The following is a 22,082-nucleotide window of genomic DNA, read 5'->3' as shown; positions in this document are numbered from 1 at the left end:
GGGAAGTCCGTGACAAATGAACCCGATCCCCGGACTGGGCCGGTCCGCACAGCTCGACGCCTGGAAACGGTTATGCGGACTGAACCGGATTGGCGTCGGAAACAGGGTTCGGCGGGCCCCCTGGAGAGTCCCCGGTGGACATGGCGACGTTCGCCAGAGCCTGGAATGCCAGAGCCTGGACCGCACCGCTCCGCCGCCTTCCGTCGACGGTCGCTTCGTCGAACCGCGGTCGCTGGCACTGCGATGGCTGGCACTGCGGTGGCTGGAACTGCGGTGGCTGGAACAGTGCGCCGAAATGGCCCTACCGGGCGACGTTCAACGGGAATCCTTTCCGGTGGAAAGGAATCGTCCCTCGATGCAAGCCATCAGCTGCTCCAGATGCGTCTCCGCCACCCGGTAGTAGACGCGTCGCCCTTCTCGCTCGCTGGTCAAAAAACCGCACCTCTGCAGCAACCGTAGGTGTTCCGAGGCAACGTTGTCGGGAACCTCGCAATCTTCAGCCAGCTCGCCCACGGTGAAACGACCGTGCAACAGCAGCTGCACGATCCGCAGTCGCACCGGGTGGGCCAAAGCCTTCAGACATTCGGCGGCCTGCACAAACGCATCGACGTTGCCTCGGGGCTTGCCGGCATCCGTCGTCGGTCGTTTTGTTTTTTTTGCCATATCGCTTTCAAGAGATACCTGTCCGACACATCGTCGCATCGAGAGGGTTCCAGATCAATGCGGCTCGATTCAGGGAATGAGCCACGCCGGGTGGGCCGATCAGCGATATACTGCGGAAAATCGCTCTCGCGAATCTCCGTCGACGCCCAGCCGCCGGTATTTTTGGCACGAGATCCGCGGGAGAGACATTCAATGCAATGAAGCTCGCGAGACTCTGGTGATCGGAACGCATGAAACATCCCACCGACCATCCGATCAGATCAATCTCTGACGTGCGGCAGCAAACCATCTGCCAAATGGTGCTGGCCAGTGCTGCCGGGATCTACATGGTTTACTGGTTGCGACCGGTCCTGGTTCCCTTCGTGGTCGCCTGTTTCATCGTCAGCGGCGTCGGTCCGATTTTGAACCTGCTGGAGTCCCGGTTCGGGATTTCCCGGCTGATCGCCGCATTCCTGACGTTTCTGTTCGGCGTCGTGCTGATGGGTATCTTCGGCTTCACCATCTGGGCCTCGATGGTCGATTTGTCGGCCAATGCGGGTGACTACCGTCAGCGCGTCCGCGAATTGATTGTTGAAGCGGAAGATCGATTGCCGTTTGACCTGCTGACGGACGATTCCCCCATCACCTCACGGTTGCGTCCCTCACGCCCGTCGGATTCGCCCGAGGTGATCGAGGACAAGATCGAATCCAAGATCGAGCAAGCGACTCAGTTCATCGACGCCTTCGTTCGCGACGGGATCGCCATCCTGTCGCAGGCACTGCTCGGCCTGGTCTCCACCAGCGTCGTCGTGCTGATTTATGTGTTCTTCCTGCTGCTAGGAAAGCCGACGTTCACCGATACGGAAACGCTGCACGAAATCGATTCTCAGATTCGCGGCTACCTGTCCCTGAAGATCGTCATCTCAATTTTCACCGGTTTGATCTTTGGTCTGACGCTGTGGCTGTTTGGTGTCCCGATGGCGCTTTCGTTCGGTGTCCTGGCGTTTCTGCTGAACTTCATCCCGAACATCGGCCCGATCGTCGCCAGCCTGCTGCCGGTCCCATTGATCCTGTTGGACCCGTCGGCCGACATCGCCTGGATGATCGCCGTGATCCTGGCGATCTGCGCCATTCAAATGGCCAGCGGCAATCTGGTCGAGCCCAAGGTGATCGGGAACTCGTCGGACCTCCATCCCGTGACGGTCCTTCTAGCCCTGATGTTTTGGGGCATGCTCTGGGGCCTGATCGGGATGTTTCTGGCAACGCCCATCACGGCTGCGACGAAAATCGTGATGGAGCGATTCGACAAGACCAAACCCCTGGCCGACATCCTGGCCGGTCGTTGGGATGAACCTGAAGGGTGGAATGAGGCTGAAGGATGGGACGAGTCCAATCTGCCGCCGGTATCGGAAGCTTAAACGCTGGTCGCTATCGAATCTTTCGCACCGGACCGCTGACAAATCCGGGGTTTTGCTGAAGCGCCGTCGCGGTCGCCGCGCGACTGTCGCGACCGGTCACTTGAACCCATCGTGGTGAAGCCGGATTGCCCCGTGCGGGATACAACGTCACTTCCCACAGAGAAGTGATCCCGGATCGAATCAGATTCAGATTGTACTGTGCCATCGCAATTTCGTTGGACAGTTCCTGCTGCCGGTGCATCGCTGCCGCAGTCGCCTGCAATCGAAACGATTCGTCGTCACGTGACTCGTAGTCCTGGTGGGCCTCCAACCATTCATCCCAGCCGCCACGCAGCAAACGCAACTCCGACGGATCGAACAGCACAAACGGGATCACGTACTCGTTGCCATCCTGCAACTCCATCACCACGCCTTCGACCGAAAACGTTCGCGGCTGGCCTCGCTGCTTTAAAACCCACGCATCAAAACTTGCGGCATCCATGTTGGGGACATCTTCGATCTGCCCGACGGTTTGCCGGACGATGTCCTGATACACCGGGGGAAGATCGGTGAATTGTCGGTCATTGACAAACACACGGCCCCTTCGTCGTTGGATGATCATGTCACGTTTGGTGTAGTCCACGACATTGCCAACGATGGTGGTGTCACCTTTCAGCTTCCAGTTCTGTTTGTCGCCCAAGTTCGCCGAAGACGCTTTCTGCGCCTGCTCGGATTTCAGGTAGTCACGGTCGGAGTCCGAGAACACCTCGATGGGGAACATGCCCAGAGAACCATCGGGACGCCGCAGCACGACGTGTTCGTCGTTGAACGCGAACAATTCCGCTTGAATGTTGTAGACGCCGGTGGTGTCTTTCCAGGTCCTGACATCGGCGCGGGCCGCTCCGGACGCGGTGAGCAGAATCAGCAGAACGGTGAACACTTTCCTGGCCATGGTGAATGCTACTTGGATGAGAGTGTGAGAACCGGCGAGTTCCCTGGTCGAACCGACACATCGGCTCGCGCGCGAGAATCGTCGCATTCTAGCTGGCGTTCGGCGGCCGGGAGCGGGATACCGAACCATCACAATTCCGGTCGCCCCGCGACCGGCGTGAAGCCGGCGATTTGCGGCCGCGTGCAGCCCGATTCAGGCAAAACAGTCTGTTTCCGGTGTGATAAAATGCAACCATGAAAGAACAAATGTCCTTCTGCCGATTGTTGATATCTGCGCTGCTGGTTGCCGTACCGCACGCTTTTGCGACGGCTGATGCGCCGCCGACTGCCCAGCTGGACCACGCCATTGAGTATCTGGAACGCGGGGGAACCGAGTGGATCGAGCAACGGGACTGCGTTTCCTGCCACCAGGTTCCGGCGATGCTCTGGAGCCTTTCGGTCGCGGAAGAATCCGGATTGGAACTTGACACCGAAAGTCTGCGCCGCTGGTCCCAATGGTCCACCGACCCCGTCCATTTCGTCGCTGACGCCGGACCTGATTTCGATCCGCAAAAGACGATGCAGGGAAACATCGACACCATGTCTGCATTGTTGCTGGCGATCCCGCGGGAGAAGGACACTGACACGGAATCGAAAGACGACCAGTCCGGCAACCGCCGAACATGGCGTCGCAAATTCACCAAGGCATTGATTGCCGAACAGCGTCCCGATGGGTCATGGAATCCGTGCGGACAACTGCCGCTGCAAAAACGTCCCAAAGACGAAACGTCGCGGGTAACGACGTTATGGGTGACGCTCGCACTTGTGCGACATCAAGCCACGGATTTCGACCAGGAAGCCGCCATGCGGTTTATCGACTCTGGCGACCCGGCGAGATCCACCGAGTGGTATGCCGCGCGGCTGCTGCTTGCTTCTCAACAGCAAAGCGATAAGGTCACGGAGTACCGACGTCTGTTACTGGACAAGCAGAAACCGGACGGAGGATGGGGCTGGATCGTTGACCAAGACAGCGACGCGTTGGCAACCGGGTTGGCGCTTTACGCGCTGTCCGTCTCCCACACCGAGTCCAACGAGCGCGTGGCATCCGCGGTTGATCGCGGGCGCGAGTTTCTGATTCGAACCCAAACCCAGGATGGCAGCTGGAAAGTTCCCGGGACGAAGTCGGCATCCGCCAAACGGGCGACCGAAACGTCCAATTATTGGGGAACCGCATGGGCCATCATCGGGCTCCTTTCGGCCCAGAGGTAAGCCACCGAATGCGTCAAGGGCATGAAGAGGTCTGGCAGTAAACCTCTCCCAGCTCGCGATTGGACCAGCTCGCGATTGGACGTCGACCACCGCCCTTCGTCAGGTATGCCCGATGTCACGCATGCCCGAGCAACGTGCGGATACGGTCGTCCAATTCCTTCTGAGATGCGGCGAACGATGCCAGCCCCGCGTGCGTCATCAGGCTATCGATGGCCAGATCGCCCGACTGAATTCTGGCTGCCCAACGGTCGTGATTCGGAACCTTTCCGTCGCTGGCAATCTGATCTCGCTCCGCCTCGCTGAATGCTGGAAACAAGTCGCCGACCTCATGCTCGTAGGCCGATGAAACCAGTTCTTCCGCCGATCCGGGAGGATTCAAAATCATCTTCTGAACATAGTTCCGCTCCTGTTTGGTCACGTCCCACAGCTTCTCCAGACGCACCGATTCGGGATCGATTTTCGGATCCAGCGGCGTTGCATACAAATCATTCAGACGAGACTGCCATGGCTGGTCCAACACTTCTTGTGCCTGCTCTGCAATCTTCGGTGGCATGGTGATTACATCGACGCCGGCCAACTGCGGTAACTGCGACGCGTCGCGTAAACTGGCCGCAATCTGACGCGTCTTGGTCATCGGCAGGCCACGCGTGAACGTGTTGACCTCGTGCTGACTTGCGATCGTCGCCCGTTCGCCAACCAAATCTCCGGCACCCAATTCGTTGTCGCTGACATAGCTGTTCAGTCGACCCAGAAACACGTTCACATACGAAGGATTCGCCAATGCGGTCGCGACGTAGTTTTCACGGGCGCTGAACCCCAAAGTGCAATTGACCTCAATTCCCTCGGCACGCAACTTTCGAATCGCGATCAAACCTTCGGGCGTGAAGGGTATCTTGACCACGAAGAACTCGGGGCAGATGGCGTGGCAACGTCGTGCATACGCCAAACTCGCCTCGGTGTCGAATGCCACATCCGTGTGCAATTCCACACTGACGCGACAACGGAACCGTTGGACCAGACGCAACGCATGCCGAACATTCAGCACGAATGCCAACTCGCGTACGCGGACTTCATCCCCCAACGACGGCAGCACTTTGTCCGCTTGAGGCACATAGTCGGTATAAGTGTCCTTTTGCACCTCCTTGTTCAACAAGCTGTTGTTGGTCGTCAGGGCGGAGAAATTACTGCACCACAGTGGATCAATCGAATCCAAGTCCCCGCTGTCCAGCCAGAGTTCCGTTTCCAGCCCATTCACCTTGCTCCAAAACGGGTTGTCTTCAACCTGCTTCGGCGGCGAATCCAATTCGATCCCGGACTGGACAAATTCCAGGATGTCGGTGGATGCTTTCGAGTCTGGTGCGATCCATTCGAGTTTGGAGTCAGTTTCAATCATCGGGGATCCTCATTAGGTTTCGGCGTTGTTCGGTTGACGGGGCTTCCGAAGCGTGCCCGCTTCGCGAGGGTTGCGGTGCGTCATCAAGCTCGGGTTCGCTGCTGTGCCTCAATAACCGTCGGCATAAAAACCATCAGCAACCATCAGCAACCATCAGCACAGCGGTGCCGGTCAGACGGTCTGGCACCCGCGAAAAACGATCCGAAAGCCCATCAACAGGGGCTGCAACCGACGTTCCGGAATTCAGCTGCCGGAAACGAAACGTGCTGTCTGCACCCGGCACAGCATTCGACGGATGTCGCCACCCGATGAATGTCGCCTCGCTCACCAGAGCGTGGGACAGGCAGCCTCGACACCGGTTGGGGACGGTCGCTCCGTCCATTTCGCGATTGTTTGTTCGCGATGAACGAGCATTTCGCGGCGAAGGGGCGGTCCAGCTAAACGGCCAACGGTTCGCCCGAAGCCTTCCAGGCCGCCGCGCCGCCAGAATAGACGGCGACATTGAAGCCATCCCGCTGCAGGTCGTCACACGCGTCCAGCGCCGCTTGGCATCCTTCGCCCGCTCCGTAGACGACCACGCGACGTTGCTTGCTGCCCGTCAGTTGCAAGACGTGCTCGCTGAAGTCGGAAAGCGAGGCCGGCAAATTCACGGACTCCGGTATATGAGTCGCTTCAAATTGCGGTTCGTCAAGCACGTTGACCAAGACGAAGTCTTCTTGCCGCAACCACAGGTCCTTCAATTCTTCGGTGGTGAGCGTGTCCACAGCGACTGAACCTCCTTCAATGGACGATGCGGGAACATCCTTGATTCTATCGCAGATCGCACCGGTGATGACCAAAGAAATTTTTTCCGGCAATCGAGATCACGATCGGTTGGTTCGACTGTCCGGTGGGTGACACGACGTCGAGAGTCCGTCATGCCCTGAAGATCCGATCGGGTCTCGATGCTGCCCCGCTGTTCGACAATCAACCGAGTTGCTGTCTCATCCGTCGAGTCCCCATGGGGGGATCTTTCTGTCCCGCTCGGCGCCGCGATATCGCGACTCGATTGTGCACGTCCGCACATCGCTGATCGCTCTCCTCCCGCACGGAAGTGGCCAAACACCACCGGATCGGTCACGGCTACACTGTGATCCCTGCGGTCCCATTCCGCAGTCACACCGGTCGGAGTTTCCCCAGGAGTTTCACCAGCATGAATGCAGTTCGTCTTTTGATTCGCCGCCTGATGGTTTGCGACGCTTTCGCAGCGGTGGGGATACCCGGCCGATCAATGCTGGCATGCGTCCTCTTCTTGTACTCGGGCGTGTTGTCCCCAGGCATGGCGATCGCGCAACCGGCAACAACCGCAAACTCAAAAGCGTTCGAATCTTCACGCCCCAACGTGCTGATGATCCTGGCCGATGACCTGGGCTACGGCGACCTGGGGTGCTTCGGTCGCCAGGACATTCGCACACCGAACCTGGACCGCCTGGCCAGCGAAGGGGTGCGATTCACCGACCATTACGCCAACGGAGCCGAATGCACTCCGACGCGTGCGGCCTTCCTGACCGGTCGCTACCAGCAGCGAATCGGCGGGCTGGAATGCGCGATCGGAACCGGCAACGTCGGACGCTACGACGACGCGATTCGGTTACGGCAAACCAACGATTTGGGACTGCCGGTGGATGAACCAACGCTGATGAGCATGTTGCACGATGCCGGTTACCAGACCTGGCTGTGCGGGAAGTGGCATCTGGGATACGAGCCAAAGTTCGCTCCGCACCTGCACGGCTTCGACCACACGTTCTACTGCATCGGTGGCGGGATGGATTACTTTCATTTCCTGGACACGGTTGCCGGGTACAACCTGTTCCGCGAAGGACAACCCGTTTCGGCCGATGGCTATTTCACCGATCTGATGACCGACGATGCGATCAAGCTGATTCAGAATCGCAATGATTCCCCTTTCTTTCTTTACCTGGCTTACACCTGCCCGCACGCCCCTTTCCAGGGCCCCGATGATCGTCAGGTCGATCCGCTGCCGTTGGATTCGCCCCTGTGGAATCAGGGCGACGCTCCGCCGGATGTCTACGTGAAGATGATCGAGCACATGGACCGCCGCATCGGCGATGTGCTGAAAACCTTGGAACAACAGACTCTCGCTTCCAACACGTTGGTGATCTTTGCCGGTGACAACGGAGGAACCCGCAGTGCCCGCAACGCGCCGCTGTCCGGTTTCAAGGGCTCCACCTTTGAAGGCGGAATCCGCGTTCCGGGAATGATCCGCTGGACCGGGAAAATCCCGGCCGGGCTGACGTGCGAAACGCCATGCTTGACGCTGGACTTTACCAAATCGATCATCCAACTGGCCGGTGCCAAGCCGTCGCCCGAAAAGCCGTTGGAAGGAATTGACATCGTCCAGCATGTTCTGGACGGCTGTCCGCCGATCGATCGAACTTTGTATTGGCGGAAACAACGCGGGACGCAGGTCTGGAAAGCCGTCCGCGAGGGAACGCTGAAGTACGTTGCGGAGGACCGCCCGGAGAATCAGCAGGAATCCCTGTTTGATCTTTCCGCCGACATTGCCGAGCAACAGGATCTGAAGTCCGAGCGGCCGGAAGACTTTCAGCGGTTGCGAGGCAAGTACCTGTCATGGGAGCAGGAAGTTCGTCGCAACCGCCGGGGCCGCCCCGATCCGTTGGGCGCCACTTCAAGGTAGAACTGTTCGCGCGAAATCGGGACACGCCGGGGCGAATCGCGATCCATCCACCGTCTGGCGACGGTGGCTACAGGGCGATCCATCCACCGTCTGGCGACGGTGGCTACAGGGTGGGCCATCATTCACCGTCTGGCGACGGGGAGGGCGTGTGGCGACGACTGGCTGCGTGGCCGGCACTTCCGAACGGCGAACGCCGCCGGATCAGTACCTCTCCAGCCACAGCACCTGGTAGGGCTGCAACTCGATTTCCGTCGCCGCCGGGAACAGATCGCCGGTCAGCACGTCTTTGAAAATCTGGCTGATGCCGGCCGTGCGCAGGTGATTGCCGTCGATCGCCTGCACCTGTTCGGAGAAATTGGCGACGATCAACAACCGGCTTCCCGAATTGCTGCGCGTGAAGCACAACAGGTGAGGGTTCTTGGGCGGGAACAGTTTCATTTCCTGCCCGGAGAGGGCATGAATGGACTTCCGCACGCTGATCATTTTCTGTTGGGACCGAAAGATCCGACGGCGAATGGACCGTTCGTGCAATCGCTCTTCTTCGTCCAACGATTCGCGGAGGTCTTCCAGGAATTCCCAGCGCATCTTGGGACGGTGCACCCACCGCGTATCCCCGGCCTTGGCAGGATCACGAACGAAATCGTAATCGTTCAGCATGCCCCACTCTTCACCCAGGTACAGCAGCGGGATGCCGCCGATCGAAAGGGCCACGCTTTGCAGCAGCAACATCCGGCGGATGGCGAGTTCAATTTCGTAGTCGTCGTCCAATTGGATGCCACGTTCCAGGCCAGCCAGGGACGCCAGCGTGCCGGCGATCCGCATGTCTCCGGTTTCCAGATTTTCCTGGAACGGGATTCCACGGGCGAACGAGCCTTCGAACTGACCGGTGTAGAAACGGTTCAGAAAACTGCGGTGGTCGTACGCGTTGATTCCGACGCGGGCGGCATCCTCATCGTCAAACGTCCATCCGATGTCGTCGTGGCAGCGAAGGTAATTCACCCAGGCTGTCTGCGGAGGCAACTCATGATATCGGCTCAGCGACTGATTCAGCAGGGTCGTCTTGCGGGTCGCCAGCGACTCCCACAACAACGCCATCAGCGTGGGGTTGTACGAGATCTGGCATTCACGCGACGACACGTATTCCAGCACGTCCTTTGGGTGCACGATCGCTTCCGATTTGAAAATCAAACCGGGAGCACCGATCCGCGCCAGCCGATTGAAGGCTTGGATGATCTCGTGGGCCTGCGGAAGGTTCTCGCAGGAGGTCCCCATCTGCTTCCAGATGAACGCGACCGCGTCCAGCCGCAAGATATCCACGCCCATGTTGGCGATGAAGAACATCTCCTCGGCCATGGCGCGAAAGACGGCCGGGTTGCAGTAGTTCAGGTCCCATTGAAAGCTGTTGAATGTGGTCCAGACCCACGCCTGCATGCCATCATGCCAGGTGAAGCTTCCCCGCCGGACCGTTGGAAAGATCTCACGCAACGTTCGCTGGTACTGATCGGGAACCTCGCGATCGGGAAAGATGTAGTAAAAATCCTGGTACTCCAGATCACCGCTCTGCGCCCGCTGGGCCCAACGGTGATCTTCCGAGGTGTGGTTGAAGACGAAGTCCAGCACCAACAGGATCCCCTCGCTGCGGAGACGATCGGCAAGCTCCTTGAGGTCTTCGATCGTGCCCAGCCGGGGATCGACGCTGCGATAATCGCTGATCGCGTAGCCGCCGTCGTTGTCACCCGGCCGCACCGCGAACAACGGCATCAGGTGCAGGTAAGTCAGCCCCAGTTCTTTGAAGTAGTCGATCGACTCGGTCAGCTTGTTCAGGTTTTCGCTGAACAGGTCGACGTACAGTGCCCCGCCGACGATCTCCTGCGAATGAAACCAATCGGGGTCATGGATCCGCCGCCGGTCGGACTGGCGCAGCACCTCCGGACGGTCAGCCCAACCCTTGGCCGCGGTGAGCAGGATCTGTTCCAGGTGGTAGAAGAAGTCGAACCGGTCCCCGTACAACCCGCGCAGCAAGCCGAACAGATCGGTCCAGTACTCATCGAGGCGCTTGCGAAAATCGCTCCGCAACTCTTCTCCGATGCCTTCCGAGTCCCAGAATGCTTCCAACCGGGGCGAGAGACGTTTCAGAGAGAGCTCGGCTTCGTAGCGCAGCCGGCTGGTGCGAGTGCGATCGCGGGATACTCCGTTGTTACTCGATCGAATCATTCGGGATGCGGATATTGTTCAGGAAGCTGTAGTATTCGATGCCTTCCAAAATGCCACGCGCGTGTGGTGTTTTGGCGAAATACACCCGTGGTTTTCGCTTCAGGCGATTGAGTTCTTTGCCATGGTTGGCGACGACGACTCCGAGCGTCCTGCCGGTCAGCATCCCAGCATCATTTCCCGAATCCCCCGCGACCAGCACTTTCTCTGGCGAAAAGCCCCATTTCCACAGCAAGTGCCGCATGGACAGGTCGCTGCCGCCGCGAACCGGCAAGATGTCCACGTAGGCGCCGAGCGACAAAATTACCTTAGCTCGCACTCCCGCTTCGCGCAGTTTCTTTTTGACCTCGCTGATCGAGGGCGCGATCTGGCGGGCGATCAGGTAGCTGACCTTGTAGCTGCTTTGGTGGTCTTCCCCCTGCAGCTCGTAGCCCGGAAGCGCGTCGCAAACCTCACGAATCTTGGCGGGATTCCACGCAAATCCGATCTGTTTGCGCCAACTGGAATCCGGCGTCAGCGATTCCCCGTAGTGGAGCTGAGTCCCCGAATCGGTATCCAACACGTCCGGCTGCGGCAAGCCCAATTTCTCGATCATGGCCATGGCCGAGTCGAGACGCCGGCCGGTGGCGATCCCAAAGCCGATGTGCGTGTTTTCCTTGAGCAGCTGGATGAATTCCTGGAGCGCTTCGTCGTCGCCCGTCAGTGTGTTGTCCAGGTCCGTCAAAATCAATCGGTCAAACTCGGGCAATCGTCGTGGCCGACTCTTCCGTGACAAAGCGGGCGGCGGCGATCGACGCAGGATCTCGTCCAGATCTCGCAGATACCGCCTGGCATGATTCTTCCACGAATAATGGGTGCGGGTTCCCTCGATTCCGTTCTTGGACCACTCGTCCCAGTTTTCCGGCTCGGTCAGCATCCGCAGCAGAGCGTTTTCGATCTCGGACCCATCCAGGGGGTCCACCAGCAGACCGTTGTTGCAATTCGCGATGATGTCGCGGGGCCCACCGTCGTTGGTCGCAACGATAGGCAACCCCGTTGCACCGGCCTCCAGCAGCGTCAATCCGAACGGCTCGGTCAACGCCGCGTTGACGAACACGCCCCGGTTTTTGGCCGCCAAGCGGTACAGGTCGGGCACGTCGCTGGGTCGGTGGGACTTCGGATACGCCACCTTGCCGTACAGGTCATACCGGTCGACCCGCTTGAGCACGTCGGTGATCACCATCGCCTGACCCTTGGGCAACTCGTCGATGTCGTCCCGGGTCCCCATGACCAACACCAGGTTGGCCAGCTTTTGCAGCTCGTCGCTCGCACCGTAGACGTCGACCAACTTGCCCAGATTCTTGCGTTCATCTGGCCGAGCCATCGCCAGAATCATCGGCTTGTCGGGTTCGGTCAGGAACGGTTTCAAGGCGTCGCCGATCGGCGGCGGCTGCCAGCCGTCGCTCACCGGGGAGAATTCCGTCAGGTCCACTCCGGGCGGAATCACTTCCATCCGCGCCGGGACGTAGTGGTCGTACAACGCGTACTGCTGTTCGACTTCCTGGTTGGTGCTGGTGACCACCATCGACGCGGTTTCCAAGGCGACTTCCTCCGCCTCGGTCCGAGTCTGAAAGCGATAGCGTTTGTCCAACGTTTGCGTCTTCGTTTGCCCCTGGTCGGCGATCAGACGCTGGCGTTTGACGCGGCCGAGTGAGTGGCCGGTAAAGATGAAAGGAACGTGCAGCAGCCTCGCGAGCTCCGCGCCGGCTTTCCCGGCGTCGGCATAGTGCCCGTGAATCAGATCCGGGATCCCGCTGCGTCGGAAATGCACCAGCGCCTGATCGACAAACAACTCCAGGTAAGGCCACAGAGCTTCTTTGCGCAAATAACGCTTCGGGCCGAACGGGATCCGGACGATCTTGACGTTCTCCGCCAGCGATTCCTCCAGCCGCGCGTAGTCATCACTGACTTTCGGATCGATGATCTGCCGCGTCAGCAGTTCGACCTCCTGGACCTCCGGTTGCCGGCCCAATTCGCGAGCCAGATCCAAGGCGTACTTGATCTGTCCTCCCGTGTCGGCGTCGCGTCCTAATTCCGGTTCGTTGCCACGGATCAATCCGTGCAGAGAAATCAGCGTGATTTTTAGCGCATTGTGGTGGTCAAGAAGTCCCATGGACGCGTCGTTTTCCTCGGCCTTCGCCGGTGGGGTGGTACTCGGATCTTCCGGCGACGTCACATCGGCCGGTGGATCGTCCGGAGGAGCCTCCTCCGTGCTGGTCGGTTTCATCATCTCTTCAATTTGGCGAGGGATGTTCGTTGAATGACCATTCTGGCCCCCTATCGTACAGCACGGTCACCCACGCGACCGAAGGACGCGTGCTGATGGATTGGCAGCGGATGGTCGTGCGCTTAGCTAGCAGATCGTGTACCACCTGCCGGGTTGGTTCCGGGTGATTCCGAATCGGGGGCAGCGGCGGCCGCATTTCCGCGCACGTCCAGGAAATGGGTCAGCCCTTGCAACACGCCAGCGGTGGCGTCTTCAGTCGCTTTAAACAGGGTATTGCGGTCGCCATGATGCTGTTGTGCGGCTTGGATCAGCGAATCGGCGGCATTGCCAACGATGATCGCGTTGGCCCCTCCATTGATCGCCGCGGTGTCATTGCCGGAATCCCCCGCGAACACCACATCGTTGTCCGGGATTCCCCGCGATCGGCACCACCAGCTAAGTCCAAACGCCTTGTCGGCCCCGGCTGGCAGAAGATCCAGCAAGCCACCGCCCGTGAACGGATCGACGCTGATCGTCATCTTCAGCGGAAGCTGTTCGTCGGAGATCCAATCGTGCACCAGCGACTGAACACGAGCGAAATGCTTCACGTCGAAGTCGAAGCTGCATTTCACCTCGGTCTGATTGGCTTCCACCTGCGGCGTGATCGGGAAACCGCGCCGCGTCACTTCGTCGCGGATCCGCTGATTCCCCCAGGGCCCCCGAAGTTCCACCATCTCCTGGCGGAACGCTTCATTCTGTCGAAACTGCTCACCGCCATCGCGACACATCAACCGGGTTCCAACATCGCACAGGATCGCATTGGGCGTGGGAAGTCGATAGGTTTCCATGGCTTGACGCGTCAAATCGAACGAACGTCCGGTCACGAACAACATCTGCAGCCGATGCGACGCGACGATGGCTTGGATCTTTTCCAACGCATCGAAATGGGCCGGGTTGTTGTCCAGAGGGATCAGAGTTCCGTCCAGATCGGTCGCGAACGCTTGGATCAATTGCATGATTCCTTGGGGGATGCGGGAGCAAATCGTGGTTGTGGCGCGATCGTTGCGACCGCTTCGATGTCGCCGCGGCGGGCCAACCGACGTGGATGCACGGCGTCACCGACAGTATGGCGGAACCTGGCATGGCGAACACGCCTTCGCGTCCAGTCGTGGCGTCCGGGCGAGCGGCGGACCGGCGACCTGTGTGATAAATTAAGCTTTTGATTCAGCACCGCAACAACATGACATCGATGCCAAACGAGAACGAATCGCACGCAAACGACGCCCGCCCGATCATCATCATCGGGGAATCCCTGGCCGATGAATTCGACGACGGCAGCCAAGTCGTCGGCGGGGCGCCGATGAATGTGGCCTGGAATTTGACCGGTCTGGGCCTGGCCCCGCTGTTTCTGACCGCGGTCGGAAAGGATGCCTTGGGCGAACAGATCACCGACGGAGCGCGGAACTGGGGCATGCGAATGGAGGGCTTTCAACACATCGACGACAAGCCGACGGGGCGGGTCAAGGTGACGATGGACGACAACGAGCCTTCCTACGAAATCCTGGCAGATCAGGCCTACGATCATTTGAGCGTCGACCGGTTGCCTGAGTTGCCTTCGGCGAAACCGATCCTTTACCACGGCAGCCTTTGCTTCCGATCCGCGACGACGCGGAACACGATCGAATCGGTCCGCCGGCGTGTCAAGGATTGGCAGGGAACCATTTTTCTGGACATCAACCTTCGCAAGAAACAGTTCAAGGAAGAATGGTTGCCCAGCCTGCTGGGCGGATTGGACGTGCTGAAATGCAACGTGAATGAATTGGAGGAACTGTCGCCTTCGGGCACCATCGAACGCAATCGCGAAAGCATCACGGCGGCGGCCAAGGAGTTTTTGCAACGCTGGTCGATCGGAGAGTGTTGGCTGACCGACGGGGCGAACGGAGCACATTGGGTTTCCGCCAAGGGTGACACCGAATTCGTCTCCACACCCAGTATCCGCCAAGAGGATTTCGAGGACACGGTGGGTGCCGGAGACGCTTTCGCGTCGATCGTGCTGCGCGGATTGGCAACCGGTCAGACCGCGGTCCAGACGCTGGAAACGGCGGTGGAGTTTGCCGCCCGGATCTGCCAAATGCGTGGAGCCACGTCCGAAGATCGCCACGTTTACGATCTTTCCAACACCTGATTTAGAACGGATGCCAAAGGTGTTCACGGTGTCGGCGCGGGTGATTCCGCCAACGTCTGGTCGACCACATGTCGGACCACCTCGGACAAGTTGCCGTTGAAGACGTTCCGTTGACGATCGGCTCCCGTTCCCTGTCGAAGACAACGATCAAAGAACGCTTCGACGACGGCTTCATCGCCGGCCAATTGCAGGGCCGGGCGGAGTCGATCAAGTAGCGCTCGGCAACAAGCCTCGGCTGGCAATTGCTCGTTGGAAACCGGGTCGACCAATGTTTCGGCCAGCCCGTACCGCGCCGCGTGCCAGATGGCATACGAGAGCACCGTCGATTGCACCGGTTCCGCGGCGGCTTCCCGCCGGATGTCCTCCAGCGCCGTCATCACGATCGCCCGCACCAGCCCCACGTAGGCCACCGCATCCTCGGCGGACGTCATCACATCCGCACCGCGAAATTCGATCGTCGGAACCTTGGTTGGAAGTCGGATGTCCCAGTAGATATGGCTCTCATCGGCAATCGCGCCGCTGGAAACCAGGGCCGCGACGCATTGCCGATAGTCGTCGATGTCCTTGAACTCGGGCGGCGCGCCGGCCATCGGCCACTGCGTCCACAATTCATGTCGGTAACTCGCGTAGCCCGTGTCCTCGCCGTCCCAATACGGTGAGTTCGCCGTCATCGCCTGAAGCAGCGGCAGCCAACGCCGAGAACGATTCATGACCTGCAGGCCCAGGCCTCGATCGGGCATCGAGACATGGACGTGACAGCCGAAGATCAACAGGTCGCGGGCGATCAACTGGTACCGCTCGGTCATGTGGCGATACCGTTGCTTGGGCGTGATGTTGGGGTCCTCTGGAACCGGCAACGGGTTGGTGCCCGCCGCTGCCAGTGCGTCACCGGAGTCGGCGGCGGCCTGCGCCAACACCGACCGTGTTTGCCGCAATTGCTCGCGTACGTCGTCAAGCGTCTGGCAGACCGGCGAGGCCATCTCGATTTGGTTCAGATGAAGCTCGTGCTGGATCTCGGCGCCGCAATCGCGACGCACGTTCCGCATGACGTCTTTGCAGTTGGCCCGCAGCTCACCGGTCGACGGATCGACGAGTTGGTACTCTTCTTCAATACCGACCGGTAACGGGTCGCTTATACGCTGCATGTTTGGTTCCGAGGCTCGGTGGAAAGGGATTCGGCAATTTCGATGACCGAAAGTGCCAGGACGGCTGATCCGATCGCCAAGGCGGCTTCGTCGATATCGAATTTGGGAGTGTGCAGCATTTCATGTCCAACGCGTGATCCCTTGATCCCCAATCGGATCATGGCCGCGGGTACTTGCTGCGCGAAGAACGCAAAGTCCTCCGCCCCCATGCTCGGTTCGGAAATCGGGTGCACGTTGGATTCGCCGAGCAGCTCGCCCGCCGCGACACGCATGCGCTCGCTCAGCCACTTGTCGTTGTGCATCGGCGGAGTGTGTTGTTCGTATTTCGTTTCGATCTGGCAACCATGAACGACGCGTAGCGACTGGTTGATTTTCGCAATCGTTTCCATCGCCGCCTGACGCCCCTGCAGGGACGTCGCGCGGACCGTCCCGGCAATGTCGACCGAATTGGGGATCACGTTCGGTGCCGAACCTCCGTGAATCGCCCCCACGTTCACCACGACCGGATCCAAGGCGTCATGGCTCCGCGGGACGCGGGTGTAAACTTGATTGATCCACGCCGCGGCCGCCGCGACCACGTCATCGGTCAGGTGCGGCCGCGCACCGTGTCCGGCGCGACCAGAAAACGTGATGTGGAACGCGTCGCATCCGGCCGTGAAGACGCCTGACCGCACCCCCACCGTCCCCAGGGGACGTGTGGGATCAACGTGCAACGCCATGGCCGATGCCACTCCGTCCAGAACGCCGCTGTGAATCATGTGCGGAGCCCCGTTGCTGGTTTCTTCCGCCGGCTGAAAGACGGCCCGAACACTGATCGATTGCGGCAACTTGCCGAATTGCTCCAGACGATGCAGGATCGCCGCGGCGCCAAACGTCATCGCCGCGTGAGCGTCGTGACCGCACGCGTGCATCACGCCAGCCACCTGACTCCGGTATTCCGCCTGGACCTCCGTCGCGATGGGCAACGCATCAATGTCGCCTCGCAACACGACCCGGTAAGAACCCTCACCCAGATCCGCCCAGACGCCGCGATGGTCCTGCGCCGGCCGGGGTGTTAACCCGATCCCGGCCAATTCCTCACTCAAATACTTGGTCGTCTCAAATTCCTGGTCGGATAATTCAGGATGACGGTGCAGGTGTCGGCGTATCCGAATCAGGTCATTGCTCAACCCACGGGCAAGATCCCGCACGGTTTTCAGAACGCTAAACGAAGTGCTCTTCACTTTCGACATGGCGTGGTTGCTATTGCGTCTTCTTGAGGTTTGCCGAAACGTGCTTCTCCAGCAACTGAACGTTTCGGATGTTGGCTTTCCAGTAAATGTCAAACAGGTCTCCAAGCAACGGGACGGATCCGCCGATGAAATCGATCAGCAGGTTTCCCGACATCCGCGCCAGCATGACCTTGGGTGCGCCGGCCGAGTGAGCCTCGCGCAGGATGTAAACGCCGATCAATGTACCGACCAGATCGCCGACGCCGGGAACCAGACCGATCAGGCTGTCGACGCCAAAGCGAATCGGCACCCCGGGCAATTGATATTTTGCATCCATCCATTTGGCGAAACGTGCCAGACGACGCATTTGGGCCACGTCGTACTGGCGCCTGGCCAGTCGCGTGGAAAGCTCCCCGTGGCGAGACTGCCGCACGCGATCCGGAATGTTGGACGAGGAAAGGCTCATGACGACAACTCGCGGATCACGAAAAACACCCTCGATCCGTGAGCAGATCCCATGCCGCGAGAAGGCTGCCCTCCCTACCGCGACTAGGTTTGCCATAAAGACCGCTTTAAGGGACGCCACGCGGCTTGCGTCTGACTTGCCAGATTCCTGCACCTTCCCAGAGACCACGATGCGCCGCCAACCACCGCCGCATCCGGGAGGGATGGCACCCCCTCGCTGAACGACGGCACCGTCCGGCGAATCGCCTCATGCGGTTTCAGGGTCCGCCTCGCGGCTGGCAGGTTCCGCCGCCAAAGCGTCAGCAATCCGCGGGTCCTTGAAGGTTAGCGTTCGATAGGGGAACGGGATTTCAATGCCGGCCTGATCCAGCGCGCGCTTGATGGCCGCCACCACCTCGTCTCGGCTGCGGCGGATGTCGACCGGCTTGGCGCCCGTCCACCAGGCCACCTCGAAATTGATACTGGAACTGGCAAACTCTTGCGCGAACACCTCGACGGTTCGCTTCCCGACCACATGGTCGCACGACTGCACCGCCTCCAGAATCACCGCCCGCGACTGATCGACGTCTTCGCCGTAAGCAACCCCGCAAATGATGCGGACCCTTCGCTGCGGTTGATTGGTCAACACGTCGACATCGTTCTTAAACAAGTTCGCATTGGGGACGACGGTCAGCTCGCCATCAAGCCGCCGGATCATGGTGTTCCGCACCGTGATCTCCTCCACGCGACCGGTGATCTCCCCGGCGGTGATGAAATCGCCACGGTCAAACGGGTAACGCCACAGGATCAAGATGCCGGCAAAGAAGTTCTCAAAGATGTCCTTGAAGGCAAAGCCGATCGCGACCGAGCCAAGTCCCAGGACCGTCAATGCCTTGGATGGCGTCATGCCAGGAAAGATCACGACCGTGGCGATCAACAACCCGGCGACCCAGATTGCGATCGACAGCAATTGATGACACAAATCTTTCAATCCCACGCGAATCTTGCGACGGTCAAGCAAGCGGACGACCATCCACCCAACCGCTTTCGAGAACAGCGCGGTGGCGACAATCACCACCAGACCTGCCACCAACAACGGCAATCGAACCAGGAAGTCACGCCACAGTCGATCCAGGCTGGTGCGTACCACGTCGGCGCTGCTGGAGAAGTCAACGGTCGTGTCGACCTGCAAACGATTCACGACCGCAACGACGTCTTGGGTTTTGCGGGCGACATTCCCCGCCCATTCGCGGTGCTCCTCGGTATCCGCCAAACCGCTCAGCGTGACAATGCCGCTGTCGGATTTCACTTCAAGCTGCTTGAACCAATTTGCCGAGGCAAAGATGTCCGACAATCGCCGCGAGATCTTCTGGTCGTCGGCCACGTTATCGACGGCGACGGGATTTGACGGCGAGTTCGCCTGCTCGGCTTCCTCGGCAGCTGCCTGCGCTGATTCCGCCGCCTGCTCAACGGGTGGCTGCGCCCGGACCGACCCGACATCGGCGATGACCAGGGTCAGCAGGAATGTCAGAACCCCGCCGAAACGGAGTGGGAAGAACGTGACGAATCTGGCGGAGGGCTCGACGGGGGGTGCGATCATGTCGCTCTCGTGAAGCACGTCGCATGCCGACGGAGACGGCGTGGACGGGCACCGTACGGTTCAGCAATGCCTCCGGCGTCCAACGCTTCTCATCCGGCGGAGGTGCATCGGAGCCGACACGCCTTTGCGCCCCCGCCCTGCCCATGCCATCGATAATTCAGCCAGCGGCCGCTGGACGGCGAACGTCCGCACTGGACGGCGAGCGATCACCCAGGGCATTTTGACAAAGCGTCACGATGTCGACGATGCGGGGCCGATCCGGATTGGCCAACACGGACAAATCGATTCCCGAAGAAACCAGGACGGCCGCCTGAGTGTCGACGGCGTGCAGCGAACCGTGGCTGCCTCCGGCATGGGTGTGAACCCCCTGAATCCCGAATTCGCTGTCGGTCCGGGCGGTGATCCAGATCGGACGCGCACCGGGATGAAAGCCCCCGCGAAGACGTTCCAACGGGTTCGGATACTCCTGGTCGACCAGCTCGCCGGATTCGTTCAGGCTGCATCCGACCGTCTCCAATTCTCCTTGAAACCACCAGCGGTTGCCGAACGCATCCACGCCGCACACGTCATCGTCCGCTGTGGCCGGGCGGAACGCCAATCGGCCGCGGTCGGACGTTTCAATTTGAAGCGTTCCGTCGTCGTCCTGATGGATCACCTGGTCGACTTCATCCAAGGAGACAAGCGTCTGGACGATGCGTTGCCGCAACGACGCATCGTCGACATCGCGTGGATAAATCGCCGCAGCACGCATGTTCGGACAGATAAAAATCTGGTCATCGTCTTGCCAGCCCTTGCCGACCGTCGCCTGCTGGAACGCTTCCAATGCTTCGTCCACCTGCAAGACGCGAGGGCCGTTGTCGCCAAACTCGACTTGGCTGTGATCACCCACGATCACCAGATCCAGAGTCTTGCCGAGCGTTTCCCAGCCGCCCAGGATCTCGATGAATTCCCCCAGAAACGCGTCAAACCGTGTCAGCGCGGTGTCAGCCGCATCGACCAATCCTTCCACATGGCCCAGGTCATCGTTCTCGGGAAAATAACCAACGGTCATCTCCGGTAGCGCATCGGCGCGGGCCAGATCCAACAGACAATCGGCGGTGACCTGATCGCTGAATCCGTATCGATTCAAGATGCTCGGATCCGCCTGCTTGGGGACCCCTTCCGGAAGCGATTCGACAAACGACCCGAGCTTCAAGTACTTGGGTCCTTGGACGGTTTCCGGCAGCGTCCCCACACCCAACCGAAGTGCCAGCGGCGTCACGCGCTGGTGCTGATGAGGTCCGGCAAACCACATGTAATTGACGCACGCCGCGTCGATCCCCTGGTCGTCCAGCAAACGGAACAACGTGGGCGCCGCAAGCCGGTCAAAGTTCAGACGATCGCCGAAGTCGACCAGGTAGTCATACAGGCCCTGCTCGCGGGCCACGCTCAAATCGTCACCGAAATACGCAATGTCCTGGTTGGAGCGGTCGAACCAAAAAGCTCCCTCAATCCCGTGTTCAGCCGGGTAGGCCCCGGTGATGATCGAACACGTGGCCGCGGGGGTGATCGAAGGAAAAATCGAGTGGCAGCCCCTCAAGGCCCCGCCCTCAGCGACCAATCGGGCCAGGTTGGGCAGACGCTGCATGTCGATGAACGACTTCACGATCTCCACCGAGAGCGCATCGACAACCAATAAGACACATCGCTTGGAGTGGCCGGACATGCAATCCGTTCCTCTAGGGTTCGCCGGAAAGGGTTGAAGCTGTGCGTGTCAGCGGGGGAGCAAATCCGGGGCCAGAATACGGGATGGCAAAAGTCGTGGGAGAACCGCCTGTGCTTCCCGGTTCTGTGTTTCCCGAGGCCGTGCTTCCCGAAGCCATGTTTTCCGGAGCTACCGACCGGACGGGCGGGTCCCGTGGACGCTCCGGCGGTAAAAACGCCACCTGAAGGTTCGCCGCCGCGCTGATCGGACGCCACGCCGCCCAAACAAGCGTGCAACGCCAATCTCTCGGCCCCTACCAGTTAAACTGAATGCTCCCCATTGCCGCCCAATCTCCGGCGGCGGACCTCCCCAACGATTGACCGATGGCCGCACGCAGTCTCCAAACCGAACTGAAGAAGAAACATGGATTTGACTCGATTGAGCAGGAAGCAATGCTGAGCATCCTGCGGACCAGCGACCTGCTCGAAAACCGACTCGCACGTCTGCTCCGCCAGTACGACCTGACGCCATCCCAGTACAACGCGATGCGAATCCTGCGGGGCGAGGGCCAGCCGATGCCCTGTCTGGAGATCGCCGAACGGATGATCCAGGTGGCGCCGGCCATCACCCGCGTGGTCGACCAGTTGGTCGAACGGGAATGGATCGCCAAGGACCAGTCCGAAGAGGACCGCCGCGTTTACCTGGTCCGCCTGACCGCCCGCGGCAAGGCGTTGTTGCGACGCCTGGATCGCCCGATCCTGCAACTGCACGATTCGCTGCTCGGTCATTTCCGGCGCGGTGACCTGCAAAAACTGATCTCGATCCTGCAATCCGCACGCGACCACGTGGCCGAAGAGGCGGCGGGCCGGTGATTGGCCAAGTCGCCGACGCTCCGCAAAACCCCCACGAAACCATGTTCGCCTCCGCGGAGCGAACGCCGACGACAGGAATCAACCCGCTGCCAGAGGCATTTGGCCCGCCATTTAGTTTACATGTAAGGTTTATGGGCGGCCCGGGTATTCCTGGTG

17 protein-coding genes are annotated in these 22,082 nt (G+C 60.0%); 5 read left to right on the top strand and 12 right to left on the bottom strand.

Translation table 11 applies throughout. The annotated features are described in order from the left end of the window. Nucleotides 1-315 precede the first annotated feature (315 nt). On the bottom strand, nt 316-663 hold the full coding sequence (locus FYK55_RS25540) for an ArsR/SmtB family transcription factor (RefSeq protein ID WP_150079467.1): 348 nt from the start codon (nt 661-663) through the stop codon (nt 316-318). Nucleotides 664-893: 230 nt separating this feature from the next. Here FYK55_RS25540 and FYK55_RS25535 point away from each other — a divergent pair, with 230 nt between their 5' ends. Next, entirely contained in the window at nt 894-2,060 is a 1,167-nt protein-coding gene (locus FYK55_RS25535; RefSeq protein WP_201743808.1) for an AI-2E family transporter, read from the top strand. A 10-nt stretch (nt 2,061-2,070) separates the two neighbouring features. Here the strand turns inward: FYK55_RS25535 and FYK55_RS25530 are convergent, their stop codons facing one another. Continuing rightward, the gene (locus FYK55_RS25530; protein ID WP_161604748.1) at nt 2,071-2,991 is read right to left on the bottom strand and encodes an SHD1 domain-containing protein; all 921 of its coding nucleotides are present in this window, start codon (nt 2,989-2,991) and stop codon (nt 2,071-2,073) included. Between the two features lie 233 nt (nt 2,992-3,224). On the opposite strand from FYK55_RS25530, the gene FYK55_RS25525 reads away from it, so the two are divergent. Then, complete coding sequence (locus FYK55_RS25525) at nt 3,225-4,238, top strand: prenyltransferase/squalene oxidase repeat-containing protein (RefSeq protein ID WP_150079465.1); 1,014 nt, start codon at nt 3,225-3,227, stop codon at nt 4,236-4,238. A gap of 115 nt (nt 4,239-4,353) precedes the next feature. Here FYK55_RS25525 and FYK55_RS25520 read toward each other — a convergent pair whose 3' ends face one another. Together FYK55_RS25520 and FYK55_RS25515 are read right to left on the bottom strand one after the other, a co-directional pair. Then, complete coding sequence (locus FYK55_RS25520; RefSeq protein ID WP_150079464.1) at nt 4,354-5,631, bottom strand: transaldolase family protein; 1,278 nt, start codon at nt 5,629-5,631, stop codon at nt 4,354-4,356. Nucleotides 5,632-6,068: 437 nt separating this feature from the next. Beyond that, nucleotides 6,069-6,395: a rhodanese-like domain-containing protein gene (locus FYK55_RS25515; RefSeq protein ID WP_161604747.1), complete on the bottom strand. Its 327-nt coding sequence runs from the start codon at nt 6,393-6,395 to the stop codon at nt 6,069-6,071. 428 nt (nt 6,396-6,823) lie between these two features. Here FYK55_RS25515 and FYK55_RS25510 point away from each other — a divergent pair, with 428 nt between their 5' ends. Then, nucleotides 6,824-8,329, top strand: a complete 1,506-nt coding sequence (locus FYK55_RS25510; RefSeq protein ID WP_235908976.1) for a sulfatase-like hydrolase/transferase — start codon at nt 6,824-6,826, stop codon at nt 8,327-8,329. A 201-nt stretch (nt 8,330-8,530) separates the two neighbouring features. On the opposite strand, the gene FYK55_RS25505 is transcribed toward FYK55_RS25510, so the two are convergent. The 3 genes from FYK55_RS25505 to FYK55_RS25495 all read right to left on the bottom strand — a co-directional run bounded on the left by FYK55_RS25505 (nt 8,531) and on the right by FYK55_RS25495 (nt 13,801). Continuing rightward, entirely contained in the window at nt 8,531-10,543 is a 2,013-nt protein-coding gene (locus FYK55_RS25505) for an alpha-amylase family glycosyl hydrolase (RefSeq protein WP_150079462.1), read from the bottom strand. Next, the gene (locus tag FYK55_RS25500; protein WP_235908975.1) at nt 10,527-12,809 is read right to left on the bottom strand and encodes an HAD-IIB family hydrolase; all 2,283 of its coding nucleotides are present in this window, start codon (nt 12,807-12,809) and stop codon (nt 10,527-10,529) included. Before FYK55_RS25500 ends, FYK55_RS25505 begins: the two co-directional genes overlap by 17 nt. Before the next feature lie 119 nt (nt 12,810-12,928). After that, nucleotides 12,929-13,801, bottom strand: a complete 873-nt coding sequence (locus FYK55_RS25495; RefSeq protein ID WP_150079461.1) for an HAD-IIB family hydrolase — start codon at nt 13,799-13,801, stop codon at nt 12,929-12,931. Between the two features lie 233 nt (nt 13,802-14,034). Between FYK55_RS25495 and FYK55_RS25490 the strand changes: the two genes are divergently transcribed. After that, nucleotides 14,035-14,970, top strand: a complete 936-nt coding sequence (locus FYK55_RS25490; RefSeq protein ID WP_161604746.1) for a PfkB family carbohydrate kinase — start codon at nt 14,035-14,037, stop codon at nt 14,968-14,970. 23 nt (nt 14,971-14,993) lie between these two features. Here the strand turns inward: FYK55_RS25490 and FYK55_RS25485 are convergent, their stop codons facing one another. From FYK55_RS25485 to FYK55_RS25465, 5 genes are all read right to left on the bottom strand, one after another. Continuing rightward, nucleotides 14,994-16,106, bottom strand: coding sequence for a carboxylate-amine ligase (locus FYK55_RS25485; RefSeq protein ID WP_150079477.1), 1,113 nt, complete (start codon nt 16,104-16,106; stop codon nt 14,994-14,996). After that, nucleotides 16,103-17,347 (bottom strand): amidohydrolase, encoded by a 1,245-nt coding sequence (locus FYK55_RS25480; protein WP_150079459.1) that lies wholly within the window; start codon nt 17,345-17,347, stop codon nt 16,103-16,105. The genes FYK55_RS25485 and FYK55_RS25480 overlap by 4 nt, the downstream gene beginning before the upstream one ends. Nucleotides 17,348-17,357: 10 nt before the next feature. Beyond that, the gene (locus tag FYK55_RS25475; RefSeq protein WP_201743807.1) at nt 17,358-17,792 is read right to left on the bottom strand and encodes a DUF4112 domain-containing protein; all 435 of its coding nucleotides are present in this window, start codon (nt 17,790-17,792) and stop codon (nt 17,358-17,360) included. Between the two features lie 246 nt (nt 17,793-18,038). Then, nucleotides 18,039-19,370, bottom strand: a complete 1,332-nt coding sequence (locus tag FYK55_RS25470; RefSeq protein ID WP_150079458.1) for a mechanosensitive ion channel family protein — start codon at nt 19,368-19,370, stop codon at nt 18,039-18,041. 157 nt (nt 19,371-19,527) lie between these two features. After that, the gene (locus tag FYK55_RS25465; RefSeq protein WP_150079457.1) at nt 19,528-21,075 is read right to left on the bottom strand and encodes an alkaline phosphatase family protein; all 1,548 of its coding nucleotides are present in this window, start codon (nt 21,073-21,075) and stop codon (nt 19,528-19,530) included. Nucleotides 21,076-21,437: 362 nt separating this feature from the next. Between FYK55_RS25465 and FYK55_RS25460 the strand changes: the two genes are divergently transcribed. Further along, nucleotides 21,438-21,926: a MarR family winged helix-turn-helix transcriptional regulator gene (locus tag FYK55_RS25460; protein ID WP_150079456.1), complete on the top strand. Its 489-nt coding sequence runs from the start codon at nt 21,438-21,440 to the stop codon at nt 21,924-21,926. Nucleotides 21,927-22,082 lie beyond the last annotated feature (156 nt).

Source organism: Roseiconus nitratireducens, assembly GCF_008629675.1.
In the GTDB taxonomy this organism is placed as follows: domain Bacteria; phylum Planctomycetota; class Planctomycetia; order Pirellulales; family Pirellulaceae; genus Stieleria; species Stieleria nitratireducens.
Note: the sequence above shows the minus strand (reverse complement) of the source record. Positions and strands in the feature narration are given on the sequence as shown.

What these genes read in the sequence shown, in the direction of transcription:
- FYK55_RS25540 (WP_150079467.1), bottom strand. Translation starts at nt 663, where the DNA reads ATGGCAAAAAAAACAAAACGACCGACGACGGATGCCGGCAAGCCCCGA.
- FYK55_RS25535 (WP_201743808.1), top strand. Translation starts at nt 894, where the DNA reads ATGAAACATCCCACCGACCATCCGATCAGATCAATCTCTGACGTGCGG.
- FYK55_RS25530 (WP_161604748.1), bottom strand. Translation starts at nt 2,991, where the DNA reads ATGGCCAGGAAAGTGTTCACCGTTCTGCTGATTCTGCTCACCGCGTCC.
- FYK55_RS25525 (WP_150079465.1), top strand. Translation starts at nt 3,225, where the DNA reads ATGAAAGAACAAATGTCCTTCTGCCGATTGTTGATATCTGCGCTGCTG.
- FYK55_RS25520 (WP_150079464.1), bottom strand. Translation starts at nt 5,631, where the DNA reads ATGATTGAAACTGACTCCAAACTCGAATGGATCGCACCAGACTCGAAA.
- FYK55_RS25510 (WP_235908976.1), top strand. Translation starts at nt 6,824, where the DNA reads ATGAATGCAGTTCGTCTTTTGATTCGCCGCCTGATGGTTTGCGACGCT.
- FYK55_RS25505 (WP_150079462.1), bottom strand. Translation starts at nt 10,543, where the DNA reads ATGATTCGATCGAGTAACAACGGAGTATCCCGCGATCGCACTCGCACC.
- FYK55_RS25500 (WP_235908975.1), bottom strand. Translation starts at nt 12,809, where the DNA reads ATGATGAAACCGACCAGCACGGAGGAGGCTCCTCCGGACGATCCACCG.
- FYK55_RS25495 (WP_150079461.1), bottom strand. Translation starts at nt 13,801, where the DNA reads ATGCAATTGATCCAAGCGTTCGCGACCGATCTGGACGGAACTCTGATC.
- FYK55_RS25490 (WP_161604746.1), top strand. Translation starts at nt 14,035, where the DNA reads ATGCCAAACGAGAACGAATCGCACGCAAACGACGCCCGCCCGATCATC.
- FYK55_RS25480 (WP_150079459.1), bottom strand. Translation starts at nt 17,347, where the DNA reads ATGTCGAAAGTGAAGAGCACTTCGTTTAGCGTTCTGAAAACCGTGCGG.
- FYK55_RS25475 (WP_201743807.1), bottom strand. Translation starts at nt 17,792, where the DNA reads ATGAGCCTTTCCTCGTCCAACATTCCGGATCGCGTGCGGCAGTCTCGC.
- FYK55_RS25470 (WP_150079458.1), bottom strand. Translation starts at nt 19,370, where the DNA reads ATGATCGCACCCCCCGTCGAGCCCTCCGCCAGATTCGTCACGTTCTTC.
- FYK55_RS25465 (WP_150079457.1), bottom strand. Translation starts at nt 21,075, where the DNA reads ATGTCCGGCCACTCCAAGCGATGTGTCTTATTGGTTGTCGATGCGCTC.
- FYK55_RS25460 (WP_150079456.1), top strand. Translation starts at nt 21,438, where the DNA reads ATGGCCGCACGCAGTCTCCAAACCGAACTGAAGAAGAAACATGGATTT.